The organism is Bacteroides sp. AF39-11AC, from assembly GCF_003474285.1.
Classification (GTDB): domain Bacteria; phylum Bacteroidota; class Bacteroidia; order Bacteroidales; family Bacteroidaceae; genus Bacteroides.
Genome location: NZ_QROH01000007.1, coordinates 95,179 through 109,972 on the forward strand (window position 1 = coordinate 95,179; position 14,794 = coordinate 109,972).

The following is a 14,794-nucleotide window of genomic DNA, read 5'->3' on the forward strand; positions in this document are numbered from 1 at the left end:
ATATACGTCCACTTTCGGACTGCAAAAATAAGAATAATCCATTTTATTCTCCCTACCTATTTTATTCAAAGCTATCCAATACAAGAACAAAAAAATCTCAACTTAACCTGTGGCTTCCAATTTCTTGTCCATACGCAACTCATGCTTCACAAAACGGCGAATAGAGCGGTAAGTAGGATGCAGTACTTTATACGGACGAATGTCACTTTCGTAAACCAGGAACACCAACAGACAAAACAATGCTAACAGAACAAGCCAGCCGTACAGTTCTTTCATTGAAACCATCAGGGCCTGTTGTTGTACAACACCATATAACTCTCCTGCAGGTATCCGGCTGATAAAAGGGTTCACATGATCTAACCCAGTGCCCAGCAGCATTGCATTCTTCTTCATTGCCCCATTCAGAGCATGTCCCAAAATGGCCGTGCCCAGAGCTCCACCAAATCCGGCACTGACAAACGACTGCACAGACACCGCCTGGAAAAAATGCTGGAAGGGAACACGAGACAATACTGTAAGGAAACAAATAGCTATCATCACATACCCGAAGCTACGCAGAAACAGCGGTATAAACAAGGTCTCCTTTGGTAAAGCATACTCAATACCGAAATAGAAATACATCAGATACCCGGTAATGGAAGAAAATGCAATCACCGTCATTGTCTTATAACGCCATTTACGACGGGAGAAAGTGAAGAAGGTAAAGCCCGCTCCCACAACAATCCCCAGCAGAACCACCCAGTTGAGTGAAATTACATTCAAGGCATCATACCCCAATATGCCTTCCATATAGACATGTTCGAACAGATGTGATGGTGCCAGCAAAATATCTATTATTATATATAGTATAAAAGGAAGCCAAACAGCGCGATACGTCCACGTCTTCAAAGCAATGAACGGATGACGGATGAAAGATGCACGCCACAGATTCAATACAAGAATCAGGGCACCGATGATAGTTGCCGTACGTATCTGGAAAGACTGATACCAATCATAATGTTCCCCATACACGCAGACAAAAAGGATACACAACAGCACAAGTCCCCACATCAAAGCCCCCAACCAATCGATACCGAACAACGGTAATTTCGGCAAGGAGCGATAACTACGGAATAACCACAATGTAACCAGCATCACCAATAGCAACAAGCCAATAATCAACCAATGCATATACTCCCACTTCGCCCAGAAGGCCGTATAGATTGTTACCAATCCCGATAGCTGAATACAACTCTGCACCAGCAGGTAGATAAAGCAGAAGAATACCGATAGATCCCGCTTGGGAGTAAGCCATAATTGAATGGTAGAATTACATTCGAACGTGGCCCACATGCGGAAGATACCTGCAAAGAAACAGGTGATTACCAGCACAGGAATACTATGTGTATGCATACATATCAGATTAGAAATAATCAGGGCAATGCTGCACGTCATCAACGAAGCCTTCGAAGTAAAACGGAACTTCAGGCGGAACATGATGGCAAATGTCAACCCCATGCCCACCATAGAAGCATAACCTGCCATCATAATGTCCTCCTGCATTAATGCCGTAGAGCCAACCATCTCATTGACTGCCGCCAAATAGAGACCACCGGAGAACTGGAAGACTATGACAAAGGCAATGATAATCCAGGGGCGCAGTTTAGGAGGTACAAAATCACGGATAGCCGGAATGGAAAAAGGTCCTGTTTCGTGCATAATATCAATAGTTTACTACACACTCCACATTCATACCGGCACGCAAGCGCTCCATATCTTCCGGACGGTTACCGGTAGAGAACTCAATGCGGATAGGAATACGTTGTTCCACCTTTACGAAGTTCCCTGCGGAATTGTCCTGCGGTAGAAGAGAAAAGCTGGCACCCGTAGCGCGGGAAATAGATTTCACAATACCCTTAAAAACAATTCCGGGTACGGCATCCACTTCTATTTCTACTGGCTGGCCCTCCCGGATATAGGTAGTCTGAGTTTCTTTGTAATTGGCTACTACCCATCTTTCATTTTCGTCAACAACGTCAACTAAAGTCTGCCCGGGTTGTATCAACTGCCCTTCCTGAATTTCTTTCCGTCCCGTAGTTCCGTCGCAGGGAGCAAGGATAACGGTATAAGAAAGATTCAGGCGCGCCAGTTCCAAAGCAGCCTGCGCCAGTTTGATACCTGCATCTGTTTGTTCCAGACGGTGGGTCTGCTCCTGCTTTACTAAAGTTGTAGATTGGCGCTGACGAAGCAGAAGTTCATAACGTGCCTTGGATGCTTCGTAATCTGTCTGCACAGCATCGTACTGTTGTTTGGTGACAGCATCCTGTGCCAAAAGGTTTTTATATCGGTGATATTCGCGCTCGGCATTGTCCAGGCGAACTTTAGCTTCCTGTAAACCTGCATCGGATACGGCAATATTATTCTGAGTGGTATGTACCGTGGTGGCCACTGCATTCTTTCCCGAAATAGCATTCTGAAAATCAGCCTCAGCCTGTGCCAGACGGAAACGGAACTCGGAATCTTCAATCAATGCCAAGGTGTCACCTTTGCGCACTTCCTGGTATTCATCGAAATAGATCTTCTTGATAAAGCCTTGCACACGGCTATTGACGGGGACAATCAGCTGTTTTACCTGTGCATTGTCAGTATAAGCTACGCTGCCGAGGTGGACGAAATGAGAGCATACCCACACCAGCCCGGCAATAAGTAAGAGACTAACCACTACGTTATAAATCAGTTTTTTCTTTTTGCGTTCCATATCTTATTTAATTCATTAGTTTTCATTCATATATAATTGCCGACAATTTACAGACATCCCGCTGTCTTCTTCAGCTTATAGAGGTTGAAAAGTATATTAATCTGTGCATTCACCAATTGCAACTCCGCATTCAACTTAGAATTACTGGCATCCAGCATATCAGTAATCAATGCCAGATCATTCAAGTAGCGGTTATTCACCACACTGTAATTTTGTGCCGCCAGTTCCAGACTCTTCTCTTGCGTATCACAAATGGTAAAAGCCTCATAAAAACGAATATATGCCGCCTTCACTTCTGTCCGTACATTCTCCTGTAACAACAAATCGCTCTCCTGTGCACGCTGGGTGGACAGGCGTGCCAGACGGACTTTCTTCCCGGATTTAAAGGTGGAAGCTATATCGAACTTCAATCCTATGCCCACATACCAGTAATTCAGATTCTTGTTAATAGGCGGTACTTCAATCGTAATGGGGCCGTCCAGTTTATCACCGGCAAAGAGAGCTACGGATGGTAAGCGTTCCGCCTTCGCAATCCGTTCATTATATTCTGACTGCTTGATATTCAGTTTCATCTGTTGCAGCACAGGAGAGCTCAATACTGCCGTCTCCTGCCAATGGGCCTCTTCCGAAGGTTTGGGAAGTCGCCCCAGCAAAGTAGTATCTACAGCAATCACCGTTTCTTCGGGTAAGCCGAGTACGGTGGTCAACTGATTATTTAAAATGAGGATACTATTCTCAATCTGCGTCAATGCCAGTTCCAGGGATTTCAATTGTAATTCATAACGAGTGATATCATTTTTCAAAGCCAGTCCCTGCGACTGCTTGGCATTGATATCTTCCACCAGTTTTCGGGTTTGCTCTATATTTTTCCGATATACTTCTGCCTGATTCTGTAGTTTGTACATCTCCAGATAATTTCCTACCAGCAGGAAGCGGATATCCTGCCTGTTCTTCTCTTTATCCAATTCTGCCAATTGCTGCTGCAATTTAGCAATGGCAATCCGGCTTGTGATGGCTCCACCTGCATAGATGACCTGCGAAGCCTCTATTGCAAAGTTATTGCCGAAGTGTGGCATAGCAGCATTTTCACCGTTTGTAAAATCACGGTCTGCCAACCAGGCATCGCCCAGATAGCTTGCCGAAACGGATACATCAATCGAAGGAAGTTGCGCATTTTTAGCCACCTTCACCGCCTGCCCGGCTTCCTCTTCTGCTAAACGGAATGTACGGATACTGCGGCTATTGGCATCCGCCATCTCAAACATCTCTTCAATTGTCATCTTCTGAAAGGTTTGTGCAGATGCAACAGAGATGTTCAGCGCCCAAACAAAGACAAATAATTCTTTTAATCTTTTCATAATGCCTATTAAATTGTTACCTCAAAAACGGCTGCAAAGGTCGGATTAATTCTTTGCTAAAGAGAAATCCGAAATTTGGCAAAGTTGGTTTAATTTGGAGATTTCAAAGGTTTCCGCTACCTTTGTACTGCAATAAAATCACCTCCAATGACCTCTTCCATACGTATAAAAAACATCTGTGAACTCCCTATCATCAGTGGTAGCAGAAATGATACACGAAAGAAAATCAGTTGTATCACCATTGGCCAACGGGAAGCAGAAGAACAATTTTCATCAGACATTCACTTGGATGCCTTTATTGTCTTATTGGTTTTATCCGGAAAAGGACATACGGTAATCAATTACAAGACGTATGATATTCAAGCGGATACCCTCCTACTGCTGTCTTCTGCCCATTTGTTCCATTTTGGAGAATGCAGTGATGATTTCCAGTGCCAGTGCCTCTTTGTCAGCAAAGCTTTTACAGATGAGATGGATTCCACCGATATGATTTACCGACGGACTAAATATGGCGTACGATTATACAACGAACCGGTAGTCCCCCTGGAGCACTCACATGCCGGCTTATTAGCCGAAAGACTGATCAGCATCAATAAGAACATAGACCGGACAGAGCATTTCTATCACAAAGAAGTTATCCTGAACCGCCTGTTCGCCTTTTATCTCGATTTAAGCGATATCCTTGAACGAACTAATCTGCCACATACGAATGGTTGCCTGACCCGTTATGAAAGTATCATCAAATCATTCATCGAGTTACTGGCAACTCATTATCGCAAAGAGCATAAAGTGGATTTTTACGCCGCCCAACTGAACTTATCCGCCCATCACCTGACGCAGATTGTGAAACTCGTAACAGGGCAAAGTGTAAGTGACTTCATTTTTGAAATGTTATTCAGTGAAGCCCGTAACTTGTTAACCCACTCCAAACTTTCCGTACAAGAAATCGCCACCACCCTCAATTTCTCCGACCAGTCTTCTTTTGGGAAGTTCTTTAAGCGGAAAGCAGGTATATCGCCAGTTGATTTCAGGAAAGATGTACTGTTTGTAGAGGAGGAAACAAAATAACATTGCATATTATTTACAAATAGTAAATGTTTAAAGAAAAGTAATATACTGAACCTAATTCAGTCGTATAGTGAATGCCATTCTGTCGTATACTGAACAGGGGACGAAATATCATATTGATAATCAGAAAGTTAAAAAGCGCCTCCGCCATTAATAAAACTCAACAAATTATTAAAATATCATTGTGCTTATGGAAAAGTAATGAATAAATAGATACGCGGACGACGCGGACCCATTTAATTCATAACCCGTCCGAAAGAAAGGAATTTCAGTGCAGTTACCCTGAAAATTTGGTGCGGTTGCCCTGAAGTCATGTAAATCAAGTTTCTTTATTCAGATATTTATCGTACTTTTGTAGCCTGTAAACCAGCTATTACGTTTAAGAAGGAATACAACTATGCGCTATAAACTTTCGGCACCTGCCACCTTGCATACCACTATCCAGCTCCCGGCTTCCAAGAGTATCAGCAACCGTGCTTTGATATTACATGCTTTAGCACAAGGACATATCACGCCTACCAATCTGAGTGATTGTGACGATACCTGCGTCATGATAAAAGCCCTGGACGGAAATCCCGAGCATATCGATATTCTTGCTGCCGGAACCGCCATGCGTTTTCTCACGGCTTATCTGAGTGTAACACCCGGCACACGCATCATTACAGGTACTGAGCGGATGCAACAACGCCCCATACGTATTCTGGTGGACGCCTTGCGCGAGTTGGGAGCACAAATAGAATATGCCGGAAACGAAGGTTTCCCTCCCTTGCGTATCACAGGCACAATATTGACGGGCGAAGAAATCAGCCTTGCCGGAAATGTAAGTTCACAATACATATCCGCTTTACTGATGATCGGCCCTATTCTGAAAAACGGATTAAGGCTGAACCTGACAGGAGAAATCATTTCACGTCCTTATATCAATTTGACTCTGCAATTGATGAAAGAATTCGGTGCAGACGCTGCATGGAGTTCCGAAAGCAGTATTACCGTCCGTCCGGGCCAGTACAAAGACATACCTTTCACGGTAGAAAGTGACTGGAGCGGTGCTTCCTACTGGTATCAAATGGTTGCCCTGAGCCAGGACAGCAAAGAAGAAGCTGCAAAAACAGAAGTAGAACTACTGGGACTTTTCCCACGCAGTTATCAGGGCGACAGCCGGGGAACAGAGATATTTACCAAACTCGGCGTACGGACTACATATACTGACCGGGGAGTGGTATTAACCAAGATAGGAACTCCCGTTACCCGCTTAAAGGAAGATTTAGTGGACATACCCGATCTGGCACAAACTTTTGTTGTGACTTGTTGTTTAATGAACATACCTTTCCGCTTCAGCGGATTACAAAGTTTGAAGATAAAGGAAACTGATCGTATTCAGGCACTTATCACAGAATTACATAAGTTGGGATATGTGGTGGAGTCGGAACAGGACAGTATATTAATCTGGAACGGTGAACGTTGTGAACCGGAAGTCAGTCCCGTGATTGCAACTTACGAAGACCACCGGATGGCGATGGCTTTTGCCCCTGCCTCTCTATTGGTACCATCGATACAGATTGCTGAGCCACAAGTGGTTTCCAAGTCTTATCCGGGATATTGGAAAGATTTGAAACAAGCAGGGTTTAGAATTGAAATTGAGGAATAAGCTATGTTGATATTAATTATAAGTCTTATTGTACTGGTCTGTATCGCCCTTATGGCAGGATACATCCGTAACCAGCGTCTGCAAAAAAAGATAGAACGCGGAGAACTGGATGCCATGCCCGAAGTGAAAGAGGCTGATGCGGAATGTTGTGGACAGCATGAAGTATGCGAGCGGGACAGCCTGTTGGCTGCCGTCAGCAAAAAGATAGAGTACTATGATGATGAAGAATTAGACAGATACATTGGCATTGCTCCCGAAGACTACACTCCCGAACAGGAAGATGAGTTCAGGGACGTATTCTATACAATGCAGGATACCGACGTTGCCGGGTGGGTGCGCAGTCTGCAATTACGGGGAATAGCACTACCGGACAATATCAAGGATGAAATATTTCTGATTATAGGAGAAAGGAGATCTTAAAGTGGAGCTACTACAATACACCTTCTTTCAACATGCCCTCATCGGCAGTTTACTGGCAAGCATTGTTTGCGGGCTTATCGGTACGTATATCGTAACGAGACGCTTGGTATTCATCAGTGGCGGACTGACGCACGCTTCTTTCGGAGGCATCGGTCTGGGATTATATACAGGCATTTCTCCCATACTGGCTGCTGGTGTGTTTGCTGTGCTGTCGGCTTTTGGAGTGGAATGGCTTAGCAAGCGCAATGATATGCGTGAAGATTCAGCTATCGCTGTATTCTGGACGCTGGGTATGGCACTGGGTATCATGTTTACTTTCCTTTCACCCGGGTTTGCACCCGATCTTTCTGCTTACCTATTTGGCAACATACTAACGATTACATTAGGAGACATCGCCCTGCTGGCGGGACTTGCAGTAATATTAGCCATCTTCTTTGTCCTATATTTGCGCCCGATCATCTATGTTGCTTTCGACCGGGAATTTGCCCGTTCACAAGGTATTCCCGTACAGATATTCGAATATGTACTGATGATGTTCATTGCATTGACCATTGTTGCATGCCTGCGTATGGTAGGCATCGTGCTGGTTATTTCCCTGCTCACCATCCCGCAAATGACTGCGAATCTGTTTACACATCGTTTCCACCGTATTATCTGGTTGTCTATTGGCATCGGTTATCTCAGTTGCCTGGGCGGATTAATGATATCTTATTATCTGAACGTTCCTTCCGGGGCGGCTATCATCTTCTTTTCCATCATTATATATGTAGTATGTAAGCTGGGAAAGAGTTTTTATTTATCTTTACGGCAGAAAATGCAGAACCCGTAAAACCTACTGGTATAGTTGAAACGCAAAGCAATCCTCCTCGTTGGCATCTTAGTTACTTTGATGCTCGTTGCCGGATGTTCCACCCGAAAGAACACAGCCGGTACACGCTTCTATCATGCCCTAACCACCCGTTATAACGTATACTTCAACGGAAACGAGGCTTACAAAGCCGGATTGCAGGCACAACAACAAGGGAACAAAGATAACTACATGGAGATGCTCCCCCTCTATCCCATAGGCAATAAAGAGACTACAGGCATCGGCACTTCCGACTATGAGCGTGCCATTGAGAAAGCACAAAAAGCCATTCGCCAGCATTCCATCAAACGACGCCCTATCCGTAAACCGGGACGGGCTTATACGGATGAATACAAGAAATGGCTGGCACGCCGGGAGTTCAATCCTTTCATTAATCGTGCCTGGATGCTATTGGGCAAAGCTCAATATCAGAAGGGAGACTTTCCGGAAGCGGCCGCAACCTTCTCTTATATTGCACGACTCTATGACGGACAGACGAATATCACTTCTGAAGCTTTAATCTGGTTGTCCCGTTGCTACTCTGCGCTGGGGTGGCAATATGATGCGGAAGATGCTTTAAACAGGGTAAATAATGACAGCTTGCCACCAGCGCTGGCTGTTCCATATGCTTCGGCCACAGGAAATTTCCTATTAGGTAGCCAACGATACAGAGAAGCAATCCCCCATCTCGAAAAGACAGCCAGGAAGGAAAAGAACAAGCAGCAGAAAGCACGATGTTACTATCTCCTGGGGCAGACTTATCAAACGCTGCAACAACCGGAACAGGCCTATCAGGCGTACAGCAAGGTAATCCGCCTTAATCCACCGTACGAACTGGCGTTAAGTGCCCGCATCCGTCAGACGGAAGTGATGCCCACTGCCAATAGTCGTAAGATTACCGGAAAGTTATTGCGCCTCAGCAAGGATGAGAAAAACAAAGAATACCTCGATCAGATTTATTATGCATTGGGAAATGTATACCTTGCCGAAAAAGATACGGTACAAGCTCTTGCCGCCTATCACAAGGGAATAGAAAAGAGCACTCGGAACGGTGTGGAGAAAGGAGTTCTTCAACTTACACTGGGCAATTTGTACTGGCAGCAAGCGCGTTATGCCGAAGCACAAAAAGCCTATGCCGAAGCGATAGGATTGATAGACAAAACCCATCGGGAATATGCCACTATCACCAATCGTTCAGAGATCCTGGACGAACTGGTACCACATACCAATGCCATACAGTTACAGGATAGCTTACAACATCTTGCCAGACTGCCGGAAACAGAGCGAATGGCAGCCATAGAGAAAATCATAGCACAAGTGATAGCCCGGGAAGAAGCTGAACGCAAAGCTGCAGAAGAAGCTGAACGGGAGGCAAACCGCCAAAAGATGAGGGAAGAAGCAGAAAGTCAATTACCTGCTACTTCAATTATCAGCAGACCGGGACAGGAAAATGCAGTCGCTACCCCACAGACCCTCCAACCTTCAATAGGAGGAAAGCAAGACTGGTATTTCTATAACCCTCAACTGGTAGAGCAAGGAAAAGCTGAATTCCAACGCTTGTGGGGGCGCAGAAAGCTGGAAGATAACTGGCGAAGGAAAAATAAAACAGTAGTTGCACTGGACGATTTTGAAGCGATAGATTACAGCGAACCGGAAGAAGGTGTTGCTAAAGAAGACACAATCCATGGCAATCGGGGAAATGAAACTACCGATTCTTCCACTCCCCAGAAAGAAGAAAACGAAAAGAACACTGCCGACAGCATTGCCGGTGATACTCACCGCCCGGAATACTATCTGGCACAAATTCCGTTGACAGAAGAAGCTATGCAAGCCTCAAACACACTGTTATCAGAAGCCTTATATGGTGCCGGAATGATTTTCAAGGATCGTATGCAGGATTTCAAACGGGCAGAAGCTGCGTTTGAACGACTGGTACGCCAGTTCCCTGACTTTGCACAAGCGGATGAAGCATATTATCAGTTATTCCTGACCGAACTGGCTCTAAATTATTATGGAGAACTTCCTGCCCTGCAACGTGCAGAGAAATATAAGGCCGAACTTATCGCCCGGTTCCCCAAAAGCCGCTATGCCAAGACACTGGCCGACCCGGACTTTGCAGAAAATGCCGTATATGGCAAACAACGTGAGGACTCCCTCTATGCCCGTGCTTACAAACATTTCCAACTGGGTGATACAACCACTGTGCGTGCAGCCGAACATCTTTCTGCCGAGATATACCCTCTGGGGCAGCATCGTCCCAAATTTATGTTCCTCAATGCCGTCACTCGGCTACAGGGAGGAGAAACCGATCAGTTCCTTGCTATCCTGAAGGCACTTGTACAGCAATATCCACAAAATGAAATCACTGATCTGGCTGCCCATATTCTGAAAGGGGTACAGGAAGGACGTCTGCTGGCTCGCGACAGTCATACATTTGGTTCCATCTGGCAACGGCGGAATGCTGAACTTGCCGAGGCTGGCAAGTTAACGGGCGATAGTCTGAGTGGTGGCGCTATTCTTCCTCCGGACAGCGCATTCAGTACAGAGCGCAATACGCCGTTCCTTTTTATCCTGGCTTACGAAGAAGGAAAGGTAAATGAGAACATGCTACTGTTTGAAGTAGCACGCTATAACTTCTCCACTTTCCTGGTGAAGAACTTCGATCTTGCGTTTGCTCACGAACGAGGTATCGGCATGCTGCAAATCCGACCATTCAGTAACTACGATGAGGCACAACAATACTTCCGCCGTCTTTATGCCAATCCCGAAATGGCTACACGACTCAGTGGTATGCGTGCCATACTCATATCAGAAGCCAACTACGAACAACTGATTAAACAGTATAGTTTCGACGATTACGATACCTTCTACCGTGCACACTTCTCTTCCATACCTGAACCTGAGTTAAAAGGTTACACGCTGGATGAGCCACTACTGAACCTGCCAACAGAGGAAGAAGAACGACAGAAAGAAGAAAATCTGCCTACGGAAGAGGATGACCCGGAAAATGGTGTTATCTTTGAGGACTGAAAAAGTGAGTAGTGTTATGAAGAAAGATAAACTCCTTTGGGTAGACGATGAGATCAGCTTGCTGCGACCGCACATCCTGTTTCTGGAAGGCAAAGGTTACGAAGTAGACACCGTAACCAACGGACAGGATGCACTGGACCGTTGCCGTGCTACAACCTATGACCTGATCTTTCTGGATGAAAACATGCCTGGGCTGAGTGGCCTGCAAACCCTGGCTTTGATAAAAGATATCTGCCCCACCGTCCCCGTGGTCATGATCACCAAGAGTGAAGAGGAAAATATCATGGACATGGCTATCGGCCAGAAAATTGCAGATTACCTGATCAAGCCCGTCAATCCCAATCAAATATTATTATCGCTAAAGAAGAACCTACACCGCCGGGATATTGTCAGCGAAGCCGCACAAACCGGTTATCAGCAGAGTTTTGGTAAGATAGGCATGCAGATTAATGACTCACTAACGGCAACCGACTGGATGGAGTTATATCGCCGCCTTGTTTATTGGGAACTGGAACTGGAAGCAACAGACAGCCCCATGAGCGAAATGCTTGCCATGCAGAAAACAGAGGCCAACAGTGCTTTTGCGAAATTCATCAAAAGGAACTATGCAGATTGGGTATCAGCTAAAGATGCGCCTGCCGATCGTCCTCTGATGAGTCCGGATCTCTTCAAGCGTATTCTTTTCCCGACACTGGACAAAGGCGAGAAGGTTTTCTTCATCGTGCTCGATAATTTCCGTTACGACCAGTGGCGCGTACTTGCCGACGAATTATCCGGTCTGTTCAATATAGACGAGCAACTCTATTTCAGCATTCTGCCCACTGCCACACAATATGCCCGTAACGCTATTTTTTCCGGTCTGATGCCTGATCAAATAGCCAAATTGTTTCCGGAATTGTGGGTAGATGAAGACGAAGAAGAAAACAAAAACCTGAACGAGGCTCCACTGATACGTACAATCATTGAGCGCTATCGCCGCAACGATACATTTTCTTATCATAAAATCAATGATGCAGCCGGTGCAGAACGCTTACTGGCACAACTCCCTGCCCTGGCACAGAATGACTTAAACGTTGCCGTGTTCAATTTCATCGATATGTTGAGCCATAGTCGTACAGAGAGTAAAATGATACGTGAACTCGCTTCTACTGAAGCTGCCTATCGCAGCATTACCCTTTCATGGTTCCGCCATTCACCCTTGAGCGATCTTCTGAAAGCACTTGCATCCCGTCAATATCGTGTCATTATCACGACCGACCACGGCAGTATCCGCGTAGATAACCCTGTAAAAGTACAGAGCAACAGTAAGGAAATCAATGCCAATCTACGCTACAAGCTATCACGCAATATGGCATACAACCCCAAACAGGTATTCGAAATCACCCGCCCAGCCGAGATACACCTTCCCTCACCCAATGTGAGTACGCGCTATATCTTTGCCACAGGACGTGATTTCTTTGCCTACCCCAATAATTACAACCATTATGTCAGTTACTACACCGATACCTTCCAGCACGGAGGTATTTCGATGGAGGAAATGATAATCCCGCTCATCACACTGAGCGGACGAAGCTGAAAGTAAATTGTAAATTCAATCTAATATGGAAATTAAAATTCAATCTCTGGACCATATCCATGAAGTCGCCCGCAAGTTTATCGCTGCAATGGGCGACAACACTGTTTTTGCTCTCTATGGAAAGATGGGAGCCGGTAAAACTACTTTTATCAAAGCACTTTGTCAGGAACTGGGTGTTGAAGATGTCGTTACATCACCCACCTTTGCCGTTATCAACGAGTATCGTTCAGACATAGCGGGAGAACTCATTTACCATTTCGATTTCTATCGTATCAAGAAGCTGGAAGAGGTATATGATATGGGTTATGAGGATTATTTCTACAGTGGGGCACTCTGTTTCATTGAATGGCCGGAGTTGGTAGAAGAACTGTTGCCGGGCAATACAGTGAAAGTAACCATCGAAGAACTGGAAGATGGTTCACGCAAGTTGACAATGGAAAACCAAGGCTAATATCTTATGAGTCAATACATCGTACAAGGCATCTTTGCAGTAGCCGGCATTATTTCATTACTGGCAGCAATATTGGACTGGGAGTGGTTCTTCACTGCCCGCAATACACAATTCGCTGTAAAAAGTGTGGGAAGAAAACGTGCCCGGTTATTCTATGGTGTACTGGGAGTTATTCTTATCGGAATGTCGGTGTTCTTCTTTCTGAATACACCGCCGGTATAACTTTTTAGGTGCGGATTACGTGTAATCCGCACCTAAAAAAATAAAAACTGGTTAAGCCCCTATTGCCATCCTCCGCCAAGTGCTTTATATAACCGCACCAACGTTATCTGCTTATCCCGTATCGCATTGCTTAAACCTATCTGTGCATCAAAATATCCACGTTGTGCATCCAGCACATCCAAATATCCGATCACTCCGTTAATATACTGCAATTGAGCCAACTCTACATTACTCCGTGCCGCTTGTTCCAGTTGTAGACGCGATTCATAAATCTCTTTGATTTTACTGAAATCCACAATGGCATTCCGCGCATCCTTAAATGCTGTCAATACTGATTTCTCATAAGAATACACCTCTTGTTCATAAGCTGCTTTCTTTGCTTTTAACATTGCGCGGTTCTTTCCCATAGCAAACAAGGGTGTCAGTAATGATCCACTCAAAAAATGGTATGGTGATTTCAGGAAATCCGAGAACTCAGCACTCTCCAAACCATAATGCGCTGTCAAAGCCAAACGAGGAAACATATTGGTATATGCAAGCCCCACTGATGCATTGGCTGCAATCAGCTTCTGTTCCGCCTGACGTACGTCCGGACGACGCTCCAATAATGTGGAAGGAAGTCCAACAGGAAGGCTTTCCGGTAATTTCACTTCTTCCGGCAATACTGAACGTGCAATCTTCTGCGGATAATTACCAGCCAGGAATGCAATATCATTCTCTTTTATAGAAATCTTTCGCTCCAGATCCGGTACCAACGTCGCAGTACGTGCCAATTCCACCTGTGCCTGCTGATAAGAAGTCTCTGAAGTCAGTCCACCTTCAAAACGAAGCTTTGCCAAACGAACTCCCTCTTTACGAGCATTCAGTGTCTGCCGCACAATAGCCAATTCGTTATCCAAGGCTACCAATTCAAAATACGCCTGAGCCACTTCTGCCACCAGACTCATTTTCAGTGCCCGTTGTGCTTCTATCGAACCCAAGAAATCTGCCATACTCTTATCTTTTGCCCAACGCAGGTTTCCCCAAAGGTCCACTTCCCATGAGACTATTGCTTTGGCTTCATAACTCCGGTCCGAACTGTAATTATCTCCGCCATAGTTCTCTGCCTCCTTATCTGCATACAGCTTTCCACTGACTTGTGGGAAAAGATTAGCAAAGTCAATGCGTTTCATTGCGGCCAACTCCTTTACCCGGGCAGCAGCAATTTTCATATCTTTGTTATATTCAAGAGTACGCTCAATAAGTGCTTGCAGCGTGGTATCAGTATAGAGTTCCCACCATTGCCGGTCAGCAATAGAAAGTGTGTCCTGTTCTGTGGAGTCAAGTTGCTGCGGCAAATTCAACTCCGGACGTGCATAGTGTTTACCCAACTGGCAGGAACTGAACGCCAGTACCACTAACATCATCATACCATATATTGTATATTTTCTTTTCATA

At 45.2% G+C, this 14,794-nt stretch carries 12 protein-coding genes; 8 read left to right on the forward strand and 4 right to left on the reverse strand.

The annotated features are described in order from the left end of the window. Positions 1 to 102: 102 nt before the first annotated feature. From DW036_RS16200 to DW036_RS16210, 3 genes are read right to left on the reverse strand one after another with little or no spacing between them, the layout of a single operon-like run. Positions 103 to 1,698 carry a hypothetical protein gene (locus DW036_RS16200; RefSeq protein WP_118465318.1) on the reverse strand — a complete coding sequence of 532 codons (1,596 nt, stop codon included), beginning with the start codon at positions 1,696 to 1,698 and terminating at the stop codon, positions 103 to 105. A gap of 4 nt (positions 1,699 to 1,702) precedes the next feature. Then, on the reverse strand, positions 1,703 to 2,737 hold the full coding sequence (locus tag DW036_RS16205) for an HlyD family secretion protein (protein WP_118465319.1): 1,035 nt from the start codon (positions 2,735 to 2,737) through the stop codon (positions 1,703 to 1,705). Positions 2,738 to 2,784: 47 nt separating this feature from the next. Beyond that, positions 2,785 to 4,095: a TolC family protein gene (locus DW036_RS16210; protein ID WP_118465320.1), complete on the reverse strand. Its 1,311-nt coding sequence runs from the start codon at positions 4,093 to 4,095 to the stop codon at positions 2,785 to 2,787. 147 nt (positions 4,096 to 4,242) lie between these two features. Between DW036_RS16210 and DW036_RS16215 the strand changes: the two genes are divergently transcribed. The 8 genes from DW036_RS16215 to DW036_RS16250 all read left to right on the forward strand — a co-directional run bounded on the left by DW036_RS16215 (position 4,243) and on the right by DW036_RS16250 (position 13,357). Continuing rightward, positions 4,243 to 5,163 (forward strand): AraC family transcriptional regulator, encoded by a 921-nt coding sequence (locus DW036_RS16215; protein WP_118465321.1) that lies wholly within the window; start codon positions 4,243 to 4,245, stop codon positions 5,161 to 5,163. Between the two features lie 397 nt (positions 5,164 to 5,560). Further along, on the forward strand, positions 5,561 to 6,811 hold the full coding sequence (locus DW036_RS16220; protein ID WP_118465322.1) for a 3-phosphoshikimate 1-carboxyvinyltransferase: 1,251 nt from the start codon (positions 5,561 to 5,563) through the stop codon (positions 6,809 to 6,811). Positions 6,812 to 6,814: 3 nt separating this feature from the next. After that, the gene (locus tag DW036_RS16225) at positions 6,815 to 7,231 is read left to right on the forward strand and encodes a phospholipase (protein WP_118465323.1); all 417 of its coding nucleotides are present in this window, start codon (positions 6,815 to 6,817) and stop codon (positions 7,229 to 7,231) included. A gap of 1 nt (position 7,232) precedes the next feature. Next, entirely contained in the window at positions 7,233 to 8,060 is an 828-nt protein-coding gene (locus tag DW036_RS16230; protein ID WP_118465324.1) for a metal ABC transporter permease, read from the forward strand. A gap of 60 nt (positions 8,061 to 8,120) precedes the next feature. Next, positions 8,121 to 11,108 carry a tetratricopeptide repeat protein gene (locus DW036_RS16235; RefSeq protein WP_118465509.1) on the forward strand — a complete coding sequence of 996 codons (2,988 nt, stop codon included), beginning with the start codon at positions 8,121 to 8,123 and terminating at the stop codon, positions 11,106 to 11,108. Positions 11,109 to 11,124: 16 nt separating this feature from the next. After that, complete coding sequence (locus DW036_RS16240) at positions 11,125 to 12,684, forward strand: bifunctional response regulator/alkaline phosphatase family protein (protein WP_118465325.1); 1,560 nt, start codon at positions 11,125 to 11,127, stop codon at positions 12,682 to 12,684. A 25-nt stretch (positions 12,685 to 12,709) separates the two neighbouring features. After that, positions 12,710 to 13,135, forward strand: a complete 426-nt coding sequence (tsaE, locus tag DW036_RS16245) for a tRNA (adenosine(37)-N6)-threonylcarbamoyltransferase complex ATPase subunit type 1 TsaE (protein WP_118465326.1) — start codon at positions 12,710 to 12,712, stop codon at positions 13,133 to 13,135. Between the two features lie 6 nt (positions 13,136 to 13,141). Then, positions 13,142 to 13,357 carry an immunity 17 family protein gene (locus DW036_RS16250; protein WP_007667236.1) on the forward strand — a complete coding sequence of 72 codons (216 nt, stop codon included), beginning with the start codon at positions 13,142 to 13,144 and terminating at the stop codon, positions 13,355 to 13,357. Between the two features lie 59 nt (positions 13,358 to 13,416). Here DW036_RS16250 and DW036_RS16255 read toward each other — a convergent pair whose 3' ends face one another. Continuing rightward, positions 13,417 to 14,793, reverse strand: coding sequence for an efflux transporter outer membrane subunit (locus DW036_RS16255; RefSeq protein WP_118465327.1), 1,377 nt, complete (start codon positions 14,791 to 14,793; stop codon positions 13,417 to 13,419). Position 14,794 lies beyond the last annotated feature (1 nt).

What these genes read in the sequence shown, in the direction of transcription:
- DW036_RS16250 (WP_007667236.1), top strand. Translation starts at nt 13,142, where the DNA reads ATGAGTCAATACATCGTACAAGGCATCTTTGCAGTAGCCGGCATTATT.
- DW036_RS16205 (WP_118465319.1), bottom strand. Translation starts at nt 2,737, where the DNA reads ATGGAACGCAAAAAGAAAAAACTGATTTATAACGTAGTGGTTAGTCTC.
- DW036_RS16235 (WP_118465509.1), top strand. Translation starts at nt 8,121, where the DNA reads ATGCTCGTTGCCGGATGTTCCACCCGAAAGAACACAGCCGGTACACGC.
- DW036_RS16240 (WP_118465325.1), top strand. Translation starts at nt 11,125, where the DNA reads ATGAAGAAAGATAAACTCCTTTGGGTAGACGATGAGATCAGCTTGCTG.
- DW036_RS16210 (WP_118465320.1), bottom strand. Translation starts at nt 4,095, where the DNA reads ATGAAAAGATTAAAAGAATTATTTGTCTTTGTTTGGGCGCTGAACATC.
- DW036_RS16215 (WP_118465321.1), top strand. Translation starts at nt 4,243, where the DNA reads ATGACCTCTTCCATACGTATAAAAAACATCTGTGAACTCCCTATCATC.
- DW036_RS16200 (WP_118465318.1), bottom strand. Translation starts at nt 1,698, where the DNA reads ATGCACGAAACAGGACCTTTTTCCATTCCGGCTATCCGTGATTTTGTA.
- DW036_RS16225 (WP_118465323.1), top strand. Translation starts at nt 6,815, where the DNA reads ATGTTGATATTAATTATAAGTCTTATTGTACTGGTCTGTATCGCCCTT.
- DW036_RS16255 (WP_118465327.1), bottom strand. Translation starts at nt 14,793, where the DNA reads ATGAAAAGAAAATATACAATATATGGTATGATGATGTTAGTGGTACTG.
- tsaE (WP_118465326.1), top strand. Translation starts at nt 12,710, where the DNA reads ATGGAAATTAAAATTCAATCTCTGGACCATATCCATGAAGTCGCCCGC.
- DW036_RS16220 (WP_118465322.1), top strand. Translation starts at nt 5,561, where the DNA reads ATGCGCTATAAACTTTCGGCACCTGCCACCTTGCATACCACTATCCAG.